This is a genomic window from Streptomyces violaceorubidus (assembly GCF_000717995.1).
Lineage (GTDB): Bacteria > Actinomycetota > Actinomycetes > Streptomycetales > Streptomycetaceae > Streptomyces > Streptomyces violaceorubidus.
Genome location: NZ_JODM01000202.1, coordinates 1 through 274, shown reverse-complemented (window position 1 = coordinate 274; position 274 = coordinate 1). Strand labels below are relative to the sequence as shown.

The 274-nt window shown below is 71.9% G+C and carries 1 pseudogene; it reads right to left on the bottom strand.

Features of this window, described 5'->3' with window-relative positions:
- Positions 1 to 274 (bottom strand): annotated as a pseudogene (locus IE94_RS36900) (polyketide synthase); the annotation flags it as partial.

Sequence of the window (274 nt, the reverse complement as noted above, 5' to 3'; positions counted from 1 at the left end):
TCCAGTCGACGTGGGTGGAGGGGGTGTCGACGTGGAGGGTGCGGGGGAGGAGGCCGTGGCGCATGGCCATGACCATCTTGATGACTCCTCCGACGCCGGCCGCTGCCTGGGTGTGGCCGATGTTGGACTTGAGCGAGCCGAGCCAGAGGGGCTGTTCGGGGGTGTGGTCCTGGCCGTAGGTGGCGAGGAGGGCCTGTGCCTCGATGGGGTCGCCGAGGCTGGTGCCGGTGCCGTGGGCCTCGACCGCGTCGACGTCCGCGCCGGTCAGCCCGGC